This is a genomic window from Chamaesiphon sp. (assembly GCF_041737865.1).
In the GTDB taxonomy this organism is placed as follows: Bacteria; Cyanobacteriota; Cyanobacteriia; order Cyanobacteriales; family Chamaesiphonaceae; genus Chamaesiphon.
Genome location: NZ_JBGSQZ010000017.1, coordinates 1 through 14,928 on the forward strand (window position 1 = coordinate 1; position 14,928 = coordinate 14,928).

Here is a 14,928-nt window from a genome sequence, read left to right on the forward strand (position 1 = left end):
GTAATGATACTCTCTCAAACCTTTAGCCCTTGTCGGTTATGGACTAATTCAGAGAAGAAAATCCCAGAGGGGCAAAATAGTAGCATTCAGTTATAAATATGCTGATTCCCCCTTTTCGGGGATTAATACAAAAAACCCCTAGCTCAGGAAGATTTTCAAATTCTTGGTTAGCATCTTCGATAAGTTTCTGAATTGCCGACAGATTACTATCATCAATTGCTTTCTTTAATTGGTCACAGAGGCTAGTTATTCTGCCCTGTTGACTATCTGGGATGAGAACACCACAAGTATTGAGAGCAAATTCTAAATCTCTGACTAAAGATCCTGCAAGGTTATAGTCATTTGATGCCAATCTTTCTAGCTCTTCGACTTTCTGCTCGGCAACTTGACGACGATCTTCTACTACGCTGCCATTTTGACCAAGAAGTTGATTAGTAGCCTGAATTGCTTCACCAGCAATTCGATATGCTTCTTGAACACCCCGCTCTGTTAAGGTACCTTCTTGATTTAACTCTCGAATAATTTCCTCTACTTTCTGGGCGATATTTTCATCTTCTCCCCCACGAGAAAGAGACGAACTGACCTTGACAGAAGGATTATTTTTTAGAATAGCAGTAATCTGAAGCGAACTATTTTTCTCATCTAATTCTGCTGTTACTAATACCTCTGTCCCTTGTGGATATGCTTTGTCAAGTGCTAGCCACATTTCACAAATCTTTTCATCACGCTCGCTGACATCATCAGAATTAAAGAATTTAAAATGAATTAAGCTTTGTCCATCCGCTTCAATTTTAAAAGTATGGATCTCTCTAACTGGCAGAATATCTCCTTGTTTGATGATTTTGTGACGAGGTTCATCGACTAATTCAATGAAATAGTCACGGGAAACTGTACCAACTTTCTCAGTTAATCCCGCCGCAACAATAGCTGCACCTTCCGCAACTGCATACATTGGGCGAGGATGAATTACTACTTTCTCTGCACCGAAGGCTTCCCTCACCTTTTGTTGTACTAGGGGGATTTGGGAAGAACCACCTACCAACAAAATAATATCAATCATATCTGCTGGATAGTCAGAATATTTAATCGCTTCCTGACAGATAGAGATTGTACGCTCGACTAGTGGTAAAATCATCGCTTCAAATTGTGCGCGAGTGATTGTCACATTAATTGATATTGCCATTCCTAACTCATCGAGGAGAGGAGTGGAGGGGATAATTTTCGCTTCAGTGAAAGTACTTAAATCGATCTTGGCTTTTTCTACCGCCATTTTCAGATCGCCTAAAAAGCGAACCTTTTGATAACGTGGCATTTTAGCAATTAAGCCATCAATATCGTCTAAATTCTCTTCAGCAGCTACCTGTTTTTTAACAATTTGAATAATCAGATCGTCTATATCATCTCCACCTAACCAAAGATCTCCTGCTTTCCCCGATTCAATAAATTGGTTCCCAGCAGCAGTAATCAATGCGGAGTCAAAAGTCCCTCCGCCAAAGTCATAAACTAAAATAGTTTTTACATCATCAGAATCAGGCTTAAATCCATAAGAAATAGCGGCTGCTGTTGGTTCTGGCAAAAGCTCTGGTTCGGCTAACCCTGCTCTTTTAGCGGCTGTTTGAGTTGCATATTTTTGTTTATCACTAAAATAGGCTGGTACAGTAATTACTGCATGAGTAATCGTGCCTTTTTGTCCTATTTGATTTTGATAAAATTGAGCATTTTTTACTACTTTCTTTAGTATTTCTGCGGAAATATCTTCTGGTTCATACTCTTTTCCGCCCAGCCATACCGACAGACTATCATCTGTTCCTTTAGTCGATTGAGTTATCTTATAATTTAAACTATCCAACTGTTGTTGCACTACAGGATCGCTAAAACTACGCCCCATCAAACGTTTGATCGAAATAATAGAATCGTCTTTTCGAGCGTAAGCTCTTGCTCCAACTACGATTCCATTCTCATCAGTGGCGACGAGAGAGCGAGTTAATTTTATGTCGGCAGTAGCTGGGTTTTCATAATCACTAACTACCTCTAACTTAGCAAATTTGAAAGCACCAACAGAATTTGTTGTGCCTAGATCGATTCCAACTATATTTCCCATGCAAATTTTGACTACACTGGCTGGTGTCTTATGGAGTGACCACGGCTAGTGTACCCATGCTTCGATAAAAAACTCCAAAGCACTAGAATATTTACCTTTCTCGACATAATTAACCTGTCAGGTGAAGCTGTGATTGAAGTGGATGGAGAAAGGCAAGCTTTACAAGCACAGCAAGAAATAGAGATACCGCATGGAGTAGCTCATCAGTTCCGAAATGAATCAAATTTGGAAGTTATATTTTTGGTGATATCGGTTCCAAAATCGCACAGAGATCGAGTAGAAATATAAAATTGGCATTTTCACCTCCTAAAAGCCCGTATTCCTTCATCAGTAAGGAATACGGGCTTTTGGCTATAGAAACCTAAAAATCGATATACTGGCTGCTACCCTTATCAGGGCTAATATGCAGGTATTTCTCGGTTGTCGTCACTGAAGCATGACCCAATGATTGCTGTAACAACCGCAGATTACAGCCAGCTTCTAAACTATGTGTCGCATGGGAATGTCTCAACCAATGGCTACTAGCCCGTTCGTCTACCCCCGCTCGCTGACATGTCCTCTTGATCATCCGGTGGACGATCGATCGCTCCATCTGATTCCCCGTCCTAGTCACAAACACCCACCCGCTGGCACGCTCGATTATTTTAAACTCCAACACCTGCCGCCACAATTTAGGTGGGATAATCACCACACGGGTCTTACTCCCCTTGCCGAATACCGTCGCTTTACCCCCGCCCTCCTGGTGCGGTTTTAAGTCATCCCAAGTCAACCCTACTACCTCCGACACCCGCAGCCCACAGCCATACATGAGAGATAGCATCAGCGCATCGCGGTGGGTATTGCACGAGTCAATCAGCAGTTTGACATCCTCCACCGTCAAAATCTTTTCAGCGAGGGCTTCCTTAGTTTTAGGCGGTTTAATGAAACTGCCAATATTAATCGGTAAATACCCGACCTTCACCGCAAAGCTAAACAGCGACTTCACCACCAAGACCTTATTCGCTACCGTAGTCGGCTTGAACCTTGCCTCTAAGCCTCGTTTCCAGATTTGGAGGTCATCTAGTCTCACTTCACTTAGAGGCTTGTCAATGAACTCGATAAACTTCTCAATCGTACTCTTGAAGCTGATTTGAGTGGTGCGAGATTTATCCGCCATCCAGATCAGAATCAACTCGCGATCGGATTGAGCTGAGGTAACTTGAGAACTAGCCATAGTACATAAGTCCGAGCAAGTACATCAATATAGGGCATTTTGGTGTAGCTGGGGATGATGGACGAGTTACTATCCCAGAAACCCTAAAAAATTGGGGTAGTAACCTCGTTAGTTTGGACAAGGCGGGGACACTCTTAATTTTAGGGGTTAATTCCTCCTAGCTACTATCCCGCATCCGCCTCTACAACCTTCGGTTTCTTCTCAAACACCTGAATATTCGCTTGGTCTAGTACAAAGCCTTCTGGGGTCATTGCACCCATCTGTCCGGCGATCGCTGCTACCCACATCGGATAGTTTGCTTGGGCATCTGTGAGCTTCTTCCACACTTTCGGCTTTACAGCCACAGCAAAGATCCTGCCATTGCAGTCCAACTCAAAATACTGCAAGCCATTTTCAACGGTCTTAACTTCAGGTAATTCGCTAATTTTGATGGTGAGTTCGAGTTTTCCGGTTGTAGCCATGAGATCCAGATTCTGTATTGGTATCATAGACACTGTAAATCTTCTGATGCCCCGATCGCGTTGGCGTAAGCCTGCCTTTGGCACAGCGTCCCGGAGGGAATCGCCAAACCCCCAATTAGAATATGCCTTCAAGCAATTTTCGTCGGTTCACCTCACAGCCAGCTCCAGAATCTAAAGTAGTGCCAGATTCAACTACTAAAGAACAATTCCTGCCTGAATCGATTGAGATTTGCTGTCCGGTCTGTGGTTGTATCAATTTTAATCAAGATGAAGTTGGACAAATTAGCTGTGATGAATGCGATTATGTTGAAGTGACTGAAATATGAACTAAGCCCATAATAGTTATTTAATAAGACATTCTGGGTATTCTACAAGCAGAATTGTTTATCTACAATCGAGTTTATGGAATATTTTATACGTGTTGTTCTTGGATTGACAATAATTTTTAGTGCTTATCTCTGGATGAGGGTAACGGCTAAGGAAATTGTAAAATGCAATAGATACAAGAAAATGATAAAAAATTGTGATAGTCCCGAACAACTTGACAGTATTTTTGAATATTTTAAAAGATTAACCTTTCTACCTAATAAATATAGTGAAGAGTGCTATAAAGAAGCTTTATTACTATTAGAAACTTATCCTGAATGGACTAGTGCAAGAGTTTTTGTTGTTAATGTTGGTAGATGGCATTTTGGAAAATCTAACAAGGATAGTATAGTCTCCGATAAAGATGAGAGAACCATCCAGACAGATATTATCGCTAGAACAAGTACTTTAATTAGTAATCGTTAAACCAGCATAAATTTTATATGGCAAAGGCTTGAAATTTACCTTTATATTTTTGACACGTTAGACACTTTTAGCTTACCGCCATAATATGTATAATAGCTAAAAAGCTAAATTTAGCTTTTTAGCTATTACTGTTTTTGAAGCATGGTCAGTAGCCGTCTGGTCTTCCCTGCTTGCTTTCGGGAGTTATAGCGTTGCTTGGCTTCGACTAGAATCCGCTCTAGAAATTCTGGCTCTAGGTCTGATAAGCACCAAGCAGCTTCTAGAAATAACTCCACTGTGATCTTGTTATCTCTACAGAACTGAGTCAAATCTCGATCGATTCCCTTCTCTAGCACTATCCCTGAATGTCTGACAGTTTCAGGAAATGATGCTAATTCTTTCTGTAGGGCTTCAATCGAATTATCTTGAACTGGCTCTAAGTTATTCTCACTTTCTAAAGATTCAGTTGGCTCTGGTTTTGGTACTAAAACATCTTCTCTTGCAGATACGGTCGCTCTCGATCTTTTATCACGAAGCTTTGCAAGTACATTATCCGAATTATTTTGGGTCATTTATTTATCCTTTTTTAACTAACTCAATTTTCTCCAATAAAACTTCTAAGGGATATTCAAGATCTGGATACCCCAAGGCTGATAGAGTTTTTTGCTGGTTAATAGCTTGTTTGTAACGTTCGGATTCTCTAATCGATGGGAGAACTAGCACCTCACCAACTTCTTCTTTCATCCCCTCGATTGCTAATCTACTCTCTTGAGTTTGATTAGCACCGATCCATCGATCTCGAAAGGGAATAATCCCGATAGTCTGAGCCTGGGTAGCCCCAACGCCTTGTAAGTTAGTCATTAAGTCTATGGTTCTAATCAAAGAGCCATAGCCCTTTACTGAAGCTTCTGCGGGGATCACAACCACATCTCCAGCTCCAATTACTGTCATGCAGATTTGAGATCGCTGTGGGGGGGCATCGATCACACAAAACTCAAAGGTCTTAGTGATTGGCTCTAGTCGCCGTTTGAGTAACATCGCCCCAATCCCACTGTTAGCTAGATAGTCCTGGACGTTATCTAACTGGTCGTCTGCGGGGATTAGAAACAGATTCTCGTTCATGGTCAGGGGATAGATACAATCCTCTAACTCAACACTGCTCTTGATACATTCGAGTAATGTGGGTGAATTCTGCTCTAGGTCTAGCCCTAGCCAATCAGTCAGATTGTGCTGAGGATCTGCATCGATGAGGAGAGTTGAATACCCACGATGAGATAGGAGCAGCCCCAACAGCATCGATACTGTGGTTTTCCCCTGACCTCCAGAGAGAGAGGAAATAACTATAGTTAGCATTAGTTAAATTTAGCTTCTACATAATTAGACTATCACTAAAAAGCTAAATTTAGCTTTTTAGTTAATTTGCTTAGAGGCTATTAGCTAATTTGGTTGAGGAAGTCTTGATAGATAAGGGCTAGTACGGATGTGAGGTAGAATACAGCCAGGAATATTTGTTGCGATCTGCTTGCACATGCAGTGAAACGACAAAACCCCACTGACTGCCAGGAAAGTGGGGTTCTGCACCCAGACTTTGAATACTGGGTGTTTTAAAAGAGTCATTCTCATAGAGACATTTTACCATGCTAGAAAGCGATGGTGCATCAGTTGTTGCACCTAAAATTGAAGGTACCCCTAATAAACCTAGTGGTAGTACCAAGTACATCAGATCGAGCATTAAATCTCCTTGTCCGGTCTGTGGTCGGGTTAAAGATAAAGATTGCAGCTTACACCCAGACGGCAAGACAGCCCACTGTAAGACCTATGTGAGTGGGATCGGACATGATGAGTCCCAATGGCACTATAACGGGGCAAATAAGCAGGGCTTTCAAGGAATCTTCGTTCTCAAGCAAGTAGAGCCAGAGTTTGTTAAGTCACCGCGTCCTAAGAGCAGTAAGTCTTACTATTACCCCAACCGCGATGGCTCTCTACTACTACGAGTCAACCGGATCGATAAGGGAGATGGTAACAAAGATTTTTACCAACAGCATTGGAACGGTAGTAAGTGGGTCAATGGGAACCCAGACCATGTTAAACGGCTAATCCCGATCTATCGGTATCCAGAAGTCCAACAGGCGATCCAGAAGAAAGAACTAGTATTTGTAGTCGAGGGAGAGGCTACAGCAGATGCTCTATGGGCATTAGGTATTACTGCAACTACTATCATCGGGGGCAGTGGTGGCTATGCTAATTACGGCTCATATCTAGAGGATCTATTAGGGGCGCGATTGGTACTAAGTCCAGATCGAGACACACCAGGGCTTGAGTATATGTCCAACTTCCTGCGGGACTTCTCTAGCCAGATTGAAGGCTGGTATCTAGCGGGGACTTTGGGGCTGTGGAAGAAACCAGAAGGGGGAATGGATGTTGGGGACGATATTAGCGATCGTCAGTTAACTAAAGAGCAGATCCTAGCTAAAGTAATTAGTCCACAAGAATGTGATGAAATCATTAACCTACCCTCAGACATCAAATTAGAGGAAAAAGAAGAATCCCAACAATTAGTCCAAGAATTAAACGAACTGCTCGACAAAAAGAGCCAAGTAGCCCCACGGATATTTAAAGGCAACTTAGGCATAGAAATGGCACATACAGCCGCTAATTTTAATATTCCATTGGAAATCTTCAGTGCTTGCTTATTACCCATCCTAGCTAGTCAGATTGCTGCTAAGTCAAGGTTGATGATTAATCCTGGCACCGACTATAAAGCACCTCCCATTCTTTGGGTGGGGATGGTCGGAGAATCAGGAACGATGAAAACACCGATTCTGAATATTTTAACTGCTTCACTATGTGTTATTCAGGGAGAACTAGCGGAACAATGGAAGCTAAATAAAGCCGATCATGAGAAAGAACTAGAAAATCACAAGCTCAAAAAGAAAGGTGAAACAACAGAACCACCAATACCTGTAGCTCCTCTGCGGGATATTTTCTTTTCTGACTTTACGATTGAATCTATCGCTCAATCTGTAAGTAATTATCCCGATACAGGTTACTTGATATTTGTCGATGAGTTAGCTGGATTTTTTAAGTCTATGGATGCTTATCGCCAAAGCGGAGGGGATAGACAAAAATGGCTGACAGCATACAATGGTGGCGGTTTTAAGGTAAATAGAAAAGGGGCAGATACTTTGTGGACATCTCATAGTTCCTTATCTATTCTCGGAGGGGTTCAGCCTTCAGTCTTGGAAAAATTAATCAAACAGGATGATTCTCCTGAAGATGGACTATGGAATCGATTTATGTTCGTTCATCTCCCTCAATCCAAAATGGAAGCATTTTCTACATATTCATTCGGACTATCGGATGAGCTGAAAACAATTTACCAACGACTATCAAGCCAACCCCATCGTGAGTATAAGTTATCTGATGAATCTAAGCCCGTCTGGAAGCTGTGGCACGACCAAATGGAAGAAAAGGTATGGAATGAGCCTAGCAACCTATTACGAGCTACCTACGCCAAATTTAAGGGAGCTGCGGCGCGAATTGCTCTAGTACTCCATTGCACCAATGCAGCAATAGTCAATCAGCTACCGGATACACAGATTGGTAGTGAAACACTGTCCAACGCAATCGCCTTCACTCAATGGCTGCTCAATCAGACATTGCTGGAATATCAGCGGATGGGTTTACTAGACAATTCCAAATTAAACCGGATCTTCAAATTTATCGATCGGTTCGATGGACGAGACTGGATTAACGCTCAAACTGTTAAGGCTTGGTGGAGTGCCACCACTAAACCAGGAGCGAACGATATCAGAGCATTTATGGCTGGAGTAGTAGCTTTGGGACAAGCAATTGATAATGGTTTACCGCCTACTTCCTCTAAATATCAAATTTTAATTTCTAAAAAAGCTAGTCCGTTTAGTCCGAAAAATAGTTAAGCCCAGACTGAGAGCGGGTTTGAATGCGGACTAAGCGTTAGTCCGAAAATTAATTCAAAAACTCTGTAACCTATAACTGGCAAAGATTTAAGAATGGACTAAATACTTAGTCCGAAGTTAGTCCGTTTTTAATTTGACTTGGCTGAGGCTGGTTAAAAAAGTCAGGATTTAGATTTTCGGACTAAAACCAGACTAAAACGTTAGTCCATGTCTTAAAGCTTTGTACAGTAAAGATTTAAAGGCTATTGTCTGTAATAAACAGACTAAGAGTTAGTCCGCACTCAAAACCTTACATAGCAAGACTTACAAGCTTTTCGGACTAAACGGACTAGGTATTTAAGAAATAAAAACTGCAAAGTAGACGAGCTAGTTCGATTCAGAGAACGGACTAAATCTAGTCCAACTTTTAATAGGAAGAGTTTGGGCATACTGGAATGAGTCATCCAAATTTTTCCACCAGCTTCAAGCTTTTAGTATGAAACAAAACGTATTGACTTACTTCATGTGGGGCTACCAGCCACACTTCCGAGTATCAATAGAACATTACGCTGGCCAGGTGTTTGCCAAATTTGGAATTACACTTCAGGTAAAAGCACTTCTTATTGGCATTCGGGTACCTGAAGTTCTAAAAGCTCATCCTGTATGTGTCGAACCTGAAAAAGGTGATTGGGATTTATCTTTGTTTTCCCGTTGTCACGAACGAGCAGAAGAAATCTACCCTAACCATCCAGAACATCAAATGTTCTATGGTGATGAACCTAGAATGCTTGACCAACCCGAAAATATACGTCGAATGTCTGCATTGCAGGCTGTGGAAGAAGTTTTCGACAATTATGATACTAAGCACGCCACTCGAACGTTTTGTGGTACTCCCGTTCGCGTTGGAAACTATCACGTAGTTCCAGTTATTCAGGTATCAAAAGCTGAATTTGATTTATTCCCACAAATTCCACAGCCCTTCAAGTATAGAGAACAGACTTTACCCACAGGTATAGTGGAAATACTAATAAGGCAGCTACTTTCCTGGGCATCTGAGGGTTTAGATACTAAAGAGCCAGGTCGATTCTTAAACTATTTGGATGTCGATGTCACTAGTCTTCTACGTCGGGCAGCAAATAGCTTGTGTAATACAATTCAGATCGCAATTGGAGATTATAGTCTCTATGGCATCTTCAATGCTATTAACGAGATATCTTCCCTACGCTATGAGGGTGGAGAAACAAGCGGTGAAATAGTTTTCGCCCCACCTAATTGCCCGTCATTACAACAACAGGTAACATTCTTACAACCAGTTCCTCTTACATCCCATCGTCTCGCACGAAAGATTGTAGAGATGTCAGCCTCAAACCTCGCCTGTGTTTGTAGCAGCGGATTAGGTTTAAGTGGACTTGTAACAGTGAAAATGGATGATAAAAACTCAATCTTTCGCGCAGTCTTTACAGGGCACTATCGCTGGGAGTTTTACTTTAACAAACTTCTTTTAATGACATGTGCATTCGGTATTCCAACCCTGCCATCGCCGCAACTAACTGAAGCCGAATTTACCTCAAATACAAAGCGCATTCTTATTGGACTGAGCAGCCTACAGTGTCATACTCTTTGGGAAATCGTTTCTGCTGCAATGGAACAAAGACATGGAACAATGATTGTAGTTTCTGAAGCTGCTGATACAGAAGCGAAGCGTCTGCAAGCTCAATCATTGCCAATAACTCCTATTCCCCTCACTCCTGAACTAGTGCGACACATTAGTGGTATCGATGGAGCAATACTAGTAGACCGTGACTGCCGATGCCATGCCCTGGGTGTAATCTTGGATGGGCTTGCTTCTAAAAATGGAGATTCATCACGCGGTGCGCGTTTCAATTCCGCTATTCGGTACGTGGAATCCGCCAAAGTTAAAACCATTTGTCTAGTTGTATCTGAAGACGGACATGTGAACATGATTCCAAAACTGCTTTCTCAAGTCAGTAGAGACGAGATCCAAATGAGGGTGGAGCAGCTAGCGAAGTGTAACAACGATAATTATCACAATACCCGTAACTGGCTTGATGACCACAGGTTCTACCTAAATGCTGAGCAGTGCAAGTATATCAACAGAGAACTTGCCCGTATCGATGCCGAGCCAACTGAAATAGGTAGGATACATTTTCCAATGAAGCCTTTTCTTGTAAATCCTGAAATGAACGATTCATACTATTTTGAAGATTCACTTACAAGCTAAAGCCAGAGGAAATCAACGATATAGGTTCATCTTTGGGTAAACTCTTGACATACTGCTCTCATTTTGAGATCATGGATGTATTAAAGACCGAATCAATTTTTCACAAGCACTGATTGAATCAGTAGAGCGGATCTACCAGCTTGTGGAATAGATCTAATGGTTAGAGCAACGGATTATCCAGAAAGATACTCCCTAGCAGTTGGTTCCTTTATTTTGCGTAGTCTGAACAACCGAAAAATAAATCCAAGTAACCATCAGAAAAATCATGCATTTAATCTCCATCCGCAATCTTCGTGCAGATGTATCTAAATTTCCTAACGCTTCTAAAATAGTAGATCGATGGTATGCCACAATCAGAAAAGCAGCATGGCAAAATCTAGAGGAAGTACGCCAAGAATATCCAGAGGCAGAGGCAGTAGGCAACTTCACTGTATTTAATATAAAAGGCAATAACTATCGATTAATAGTCGGGATGGATTATGAAACTCAGACGGTTTACTATAAATATTTTCTAACTCACGCTGAATACGACAAGGACGATTGGAAAAATAATCCTTACTTTTAAAAGTGAATGACTATTACATTAGACAGAAATAATTATCCTCAATTATTAGCTGAATTTGTGCCTCAAGCGATCGACTCTGAGGCAGAGTACGATCGGGCTTTAGCGATCGCCGAACGTCTTACCTTTAAAAAAGATCGGACTGAAGCAGAAATCAAGTTCTTAAAACTGGTAGTTGTTTTAATTGAAGATTATGAAGCCGAGCATTATCCGATGGATGATGTAGCTCCACACGAGCTATTACAGCATTTAATGGAATCTAACCATACCCGTCAAGCAGATCTAGTCGGACTAATCGGTTCGCGGGGAGTTGTATCGGAAGTGGTTAATGGGAAAAGAGCGATTAGTAAAGCTCAAGCCAAGGCATTAGGTGAGTTTTTTAGTGTTTCACCTGGATTATTTATTTAACCTGTTGGGGTAAACGATCGATGTAAAAGTGGTTAAAAGCAAATCGAAATCGGTAGCAGTAAAAGCCTGAAACCCTTGTAAGATCGGCTAAAAAGTGCTTAAAAGCAAATCGAGATATAAATAAACAGCCGGAACTAGCGACCCGCCAACCAGTCACGCTCAACCCCATCATTAAATTGTGTGGCGGGTGCTGGTGGAGGCGACCTTCTCACCGATCTTGGTTTTATCACATTGTCAAACCAAACTCTTTCGTTCCCTATAGGAAACGAAAAACCAAGCCGAATTTAAAATCGATTTACATCCCCATCTCATAGCCGTAAGACTCCTCAACCTCCTCAACAGCCTCCTTCACATTAACCAGATAAACCTTCTCAATCGACTCAGCCAAATAAGCCTCCAGATCCTCACCCCAACTCTCCGACACAGGTAACTCATACTCAACCTGCCCTGGTAAGTTGTAAAACTCCGCCTTACTCCCCACCACCACATCAACCCGATGTAACTTATCCCCAGGCAGCCAACCCCCCTCATGTCCTGCCAAAAATAACATAGTCTCCTCAGCAGGATTCAACGTTGCATAAGCCATCGCCTCCAGCGGGTCATCCATCACCACCACCTTATCAATTTGACCCTGGGGTGAAGATTGAAAATAATACCAACCCACAGACAAACCAGATCCCTCCACTGATTCACTCGGACAATCCTTCACACTCAGATCGATCATTGTTGCCCCCGTCACCCGTTCCTCAAAATCCCGATGCAAACAAATTAACTTCCCACCCTCATCCGCATAAATCAGACCTTCCTCATGCAACCGCTCGACCAACTTGACAGGGAGCCGTTTAGTGCCAGTCAGATAATCCTTAACCTCACCCCATCTCTCCCGCTCTGGTCGCGGGGGAATGAATTTTTCAATGGGCTGCTCAGTGACAATCTGGATAACTCGGTCATTAACCAATTGCATCGTAGGAGCTACCCCAAACCTCTGAGTCAACCATTGGGTAGCTCCTACCAGATCGGTTTGCAGAGTAACCATCACCAAATCAATCGGCTCTATCCCCTCTTCAACTTCACCTAGTGGTAATCTCAACTCACAAGCCACCTGTAAGGGCGATATTAGGGCTTCAGGCATCGTCAAACCTAAATCCACTTGCTTCTGTACCCTTAACTCTTCCTGAGCCTTCTCAAGCCGCTCAGAGAGTTCATCTCGTTTCTGGGCTACTAGCTTTAATCTTTGCTTTAACTCCTGGTGTTCTTTCTGCATCTGAGCATAAGCTACAGACCTCGCTTGAACTGCTTGGAGATCGTTGGAATTTACTTGTTGACTAGCAGCATTAACCACTGAGTAATAATCCTTGACAGTGGTATGTTCGGCTTGACTATTCCTCACCCCACGTTCTAATCCCAGGTGTTTAGTAGCTGCTGCATAGGAATCTTGGAAAGCAAACATCTTTGCTCTCCCACCAAAGATCTTCTTACAGTTGAGTTGACCATTCTCATCGGTAGGGACTAGATAAGCATGGATGTGGGGGGTCGCTTCATCGAGATGGAGTTCAGCTCTAACAACCTTGTCCCCATACTCCTGCTTCAACCAATCAACCGTAGCTGCTGTCCAGTCAGTTAATTTATCGGCTTGATAATCTCCATACTTGCTAGGGTCATCAGGTCGGAAATATTCGGGACTGGCAGTTAATAAAATTTCGACACAGTGAACGGCATCAGTCCTAATCTTTCGTTTCTGTGGGACTGAGTGGATTTTCTGGTGAACGACTTCCTTCAATGGTGTATGGCGGTCGTCATAGTAGATCAAGGTTTGGTTCTCTTCCAGCATCGACGCATTCGCATTGGGAGTGCTTCGTCCCCTAGAGACGTGCATTCCACTACCAGCAATATTGACTTGTTTGAGCTTGGCTATTCTGACGATCGCGTAGGGCATAGGGAAGGCTCTAATCGGAGCTAGGGGGATAGCTCCGCAGGACGAAGGGAATTTTTATTTGAGCGATAGCGTCCCGAAGGGCAAATAAAAGTGTACTGAGTACACTATTAACCTTCACCGACCACTCTCATCCATGATACCCACTAATCCTGGTATGGTCGCTACCCTACTAATCGGTTCCAAGTTAGTACTTGCATCCTGGCTACCTACTAGCAATAAATTGACTGGATAGATTGAAGAGGTTAAGTAGGTTAGATAGCTGAAAGGAATTAGATGCGGTAAATGGATAGATTAATGATTGATAGTTTAAATCGATGAGATGGGTAAGCTAACTAGGACATAAAGCTGATGAGGACACGCAACCGATTTCGTTATACTAAATCTATCCTTTAGACTCAAGCTCTTATGCCCAAAACTATCATGATTCCCAAAGCAGCGATTGATGAGACAATCGCTGCCTTTAGTGAGTTACCTGCTAAACAACCATCTGACTACCCGCTCAAAGAAGCAATCGAACGCATCCTCCCAGCAATTAATGGCTTGGTGAAAAAGGGCTATAACCTCGATGAGATTTGTAGCTTACTCGCTCAAAAAGAGATTATCCTTACTAGTTCGAGACTCAAGCAGTATCTGAGAGATTTCGACAAGTCTCATCCTAAACAATCTCGAAAACCTCGTTTACCTGGATTGACTGCTGTACCTGCTTTAAATCCCATACAGAGTGCGGATGACTCTAAAACCAAGGTGACTTCTAAACCTCAAGCGACCCCTAAGCCTGAAGTTACTAAACCTGCGACTAATCCCGATAAATCCTATAAATCACCTCCTAAACCTGGAGCAGAACAGTTTAAATAAAGAGGTAGCAATATGCGGATACATTTGATTGATGGTGAGAAGGGTGGGGTAGGTAAGTCCTGGTTAGCGTTTGTAATGGCAGAGTATTTGAGGTCTAAGCTAATTCAGTTCTATCTCTATGCCGCAGATCGGAGTAACCCTACTGGGGGTTCTCGGTATTAACCCTCGAAGAGGGGGATTCTGGAAAATTAGGTTTAGCACCACACGCTTGAAGTCCATACCAGCAAACAAAAGTATGTCTCAGAAACTGCACTTTTGGAGACGTATCTATATTATGTCTCTTTCCATGTCTCAAAATGCCATTCTCCGATCGTCTGAAGAGTAATGATACTCTCTCAAACCTTTAGCCCTTGTCGGTTATGGACTAATTCAGAGAAGAAAATCCCAGAGGGGCAAAATAGTAGCATTCAGTTATAAATATGCTGATTCCCCCTTTTCGGGGATTAATACAAAAAACCCCTA

Annotated in this window: 14 protein-coding genes; 8 read left to right on the plus strand and 6 right to left on the minus strand. The window is 42.3% G+C overall.

Annotated features, from left to right (window positions below; translation table 11 throughout):
- Positions 1–43: 43 nt before the first annotated feature.
- Positions 44–2,101: an Hsp70 family protein gene (locus tag ACEW9J_RS01180; protein ID WP_373543322.1), complete on the minus strand. Its 2,058-nt coding sequence runs from the start codon at positions 2,099–2,101 to the stop codon at positions 44–46.
- A gap of 48 nt (positions 2,102–2,149) precedes the next feature.
- Between ACEW9J_RS01180 and ACEW9J_RS01185 the strand changes: the two genes are divergently transcribed.
- Complete coding sequence (locus ACEW9J_RS01185; RefSeq protein WP_373543323.1) at positions 2,150–2,389, plus strand: cupin domain-containing protein; 240 nt, start codon at positions 2,150–2,152, stop codon at positions 2,387–2,389.
- 73 nt (positions 2,390–2,462) lie between these two features.
- Here ACEW9J_RS01185 and ACEW9J_RS01190 read toward each other — a convergent pair whose 3' ends face one another.
- Together ACEW9J_RS01190 and ACEW9J_RS01195 are read right to left on the minus strand one after the other, a co-directional pair.
- A complete protein-coding gene (locus ACEW9J_RS01190; protein ID WP_373543324.1) occupies positions 2,463–3,314 on the minus strand; it encodes a tyrosine-type recombinase/integrase in 852 nt (283 codons plus the stop codon).
- 164 nt (positions 3,315–3,478) lie between these two features.
- Positions 3,479–3,775, minus strand: coding sequence for a fertility inhibition FinO-like protein (locus ACEW9J_RS01195; protein WP_373543325.1), 297 nt, complete (start codon positions 3,773–3,775; stop codon positions 3,479–3,481).
- Between the two features lie 122 nt (positions 3,776–3,897).
- On the opposite strand from ACEW9J_RS01195, the gene ACEW9J_RS01200 reads away from it, so the two are divergent.
- Positions 3,898–4,101 carry a hypothetical protein gene (locus ACEW9J_RS01200; RefSeq protein WP_373543326.1) on the plus strand — a complete coding sequence of 68 codons (204 nt, stop codon included), beginning with the start codon at positions 3,898–3,900 and terminating at the stop codon, positions 4,099–4,101.
- Between the two features lie 76 nt (positions 4,102–4,177).
- On the plus strand, positions 4,178–4,567 hold the full coding sequence (locus ACEW9J_RS01205) for a hypothetical protein (RefSeq protein ID WP_373543327.1): 390 nt from the start codon (positions 4,178–4,180) through the stop codon (positions 4,565–4,567).
- 125 nt (positions 4,568–4,692) lie between these two features.
- Here ACEW9J_RS01205 and ACEW9J_RS01210 read toward each other — a convergent pair whose 3' ends face one another.
- Together ACEW9J_RS01210 and ACEW9J_RS01215 are read right to left on the minus strand one after the other, a co-directional pair.
- Positions 4,693–5,118, minus strand: coding sequence for a hypothetical protein (locus ACEW9J_RS01210; RefSeq protein WP_373543328.1), 426 nt, complete (start codon positions 5,116–5,118; stop codon positions 4,693–4,695).
- Between the two features lie 4 nt (positions 5,119–5,122).
- Positions 5,123–5,899, minus strand: coding sequence for a ParA family protein (locus tag ACEW9J_RS01215; RefSeq protein WP_373543329.1), 777 nt, complete (start codon positions 5,897–5,899; stop codon positions 5,123–5,125).
- A 284-nt stretch (positions 5,900–6,183) separates the two neighbouring features.
- On the opposite strand from ACEW9J_RS01215, the gene ACEW9J_RS01220 reads away from it, so the two are divergent.
- From ACEW9J_RS01220 to ACEW9J_RS01235, 4 genes are all read left to right on the plus strand, one after another.
- Positions 6,184–8,484, plus strand: coding sequence for a DUF3987 domain-containing protein (locus ACEW9J_RS01220; RefSeq protein ID WP_373543330.1), 2,301 nt, complete (start codon positions 6,184–6,186; stop codon positions 8,482–8,484).
- A 475-nt stretch (positions 8,485–8,959) separates the two neighbouring features.
- Positions 8,960–10,705 carry a DNA integrity scanning protein DisA nucleotide-binding domain protein gene (locus tag ACEW9J_RS01225; protein ID WP_373543331.1) on the plus strand — a complete coding sequence of 582 codons (1,746 nt, stop codon included), beginning with the start codon at positions 8,960–8,962 and terminating at the stop codon, positions 10,703–10,705.
- A 265-nt stretch (positions 10,706–10,970) separates the two neighbouring features.
- Positions 10,971–11,270, plus strand: coding sequence for a type II toxin-antitoxin system HigB family toxin (locus ACEW9J_RS01230; protein ID WP_373543332.1), 300 nt, complete (start codon positions 10,971–10,973; stop codon positions 11,268–11,270).
- A gap of 6 nt (positions 11,271–11,276) precedes the next feature.
- The gene (locus tag ACEW9J_RS01235; RefSeq protein WP_373543333.1) at positions 11,277–11,675 is read left to right on the plus strand and encodes a type II toxin-antitoxin system HigA family antitoxin; all 399 of its coding nucleotides are present in this window, start codon (positions 11,277–11,279) and stop codon (positions 11,673–11,675) included.
- Positions 11,676–11,970: 295 nt separating this feature from the next.
- Here the strand turns inward: ACEW9J_RS01235 and mobV are convergent, their stop codons facing one another.
- A complete protein-coding gene (gene mobV, locus ACEW9J_RS01240; protein ID WP_373543334.1) occupies positions 11,971–13,611 on the minus strand; it encodes a MobV family relaxase in 1,641 nt (546 codons plus the stop codon).
- Positions 13,612–14,016: 405 nt separating this feature from the next.
- Between mobV and ACEW9J_RS01245 the strand changes: the two genes are divergently transcribed.
- A complete protein-coding gene (locus tag ACEW9J_RS01245) occupies positions 14,017–14,466 on the plus strand; it encodes a hypothetical protein (RefSeq protein WP_373543335.1) in 450 nt (149 codons plus the stop codon).
- Positions 14,467–14,928 lie beyond the last annotated feature (462 nt).